We start from the raw sequence: 863 nt of genomic DNA, 5'->3' as shown, positions 1-863 counted from the left end.
TCCCAGCCACGGTCCGACGGGAACTCGGTGACGGCGTCCACACCCTCGGACACCACCCGCCACAGGTCCTCCGGCGAGGACACCCCACCCGGATAACGGCACGCCATCCCCACGATGACCACCGGATCGTCCGCCACCGACGGCAGCACCGCCACCGGCACCACCGCCGCCGACTCGGTACCGAGGACGCTGTCCAGCAGGTGGTCGGCGAGGAGGGCGGCGGTCGGGTAGTCGAAGACGACCGTCGCGGGCAGTCGCAGACCGGTGGCCTTGCCCAGCCGGTTGCGCAGCTCCACCGCCGTCAGCGAGTCGAACCCAAGGTCCTGGAACGCCCGGTCGGGGTTGACGGTCTGCGCGCCCGCGTGGCCGAGGACCACCGCGATCTGACCACGCACCAGGTCCAGTACGGTCTCACGCCGCTCGACCTCGTCGAGCCCGGCAAGACGTGCGGCCAGGCCCGAGGCCGTGGCGGAGTCGACCGCCGTGACGCTCCGGCGGGCGGGGGTACGGATCAGACCGCGCAGCAGTGGCGGTATCTCGCCCTGGGCCCGCAGAGCCGGGAAGTCGAGGCGTACGGGGAGGAGCACCGGCTCGCCGGAGGCAAGAGCGGCGTCGAACAGCGCCGTGCCCTGCTCCGCCGTGACCGCCGGCAGGCCCGACCGCGCGATACGCCGCCGGTCCGTCTCCGACAGTCCCTCCGTCATCCCGGCGTCCTGCGCCCACGGACCCCACACCAGGGAGGTGGCAGGCAGGCCGAGGGAGCGGCGGTGGACGGCCAGGGCGTCGAGGAAGCTGTTGCCCGCCGCGTAGGCACCCTGTCCGGCGCTGCCGAACGTCCCCGCCACCGAGGAGAAGAGGACGAA

The 863-nt window shown here is 73.1% G+C and carries 1 protein-coding gene; it reads right to left on the bottom strand.

Features of this window, described 5'->3' with window-relative positions; translation table 11 throughout:
• Positions 1-863 (bottom strand): beta-ketoacyl reductase (locus HO151_RS02690; protein ID WP_173894518.1); only part of this gene is annotated, 863 nt, incomplete at both ends.

Source organism: Streptomyces sp. 8P21H-1, assembly GCF_013302945.1.
Note: the sequence above shows the minus strand (reverse complement) of the source record. Positions and strands in the feature narration are given on the sequence as shown.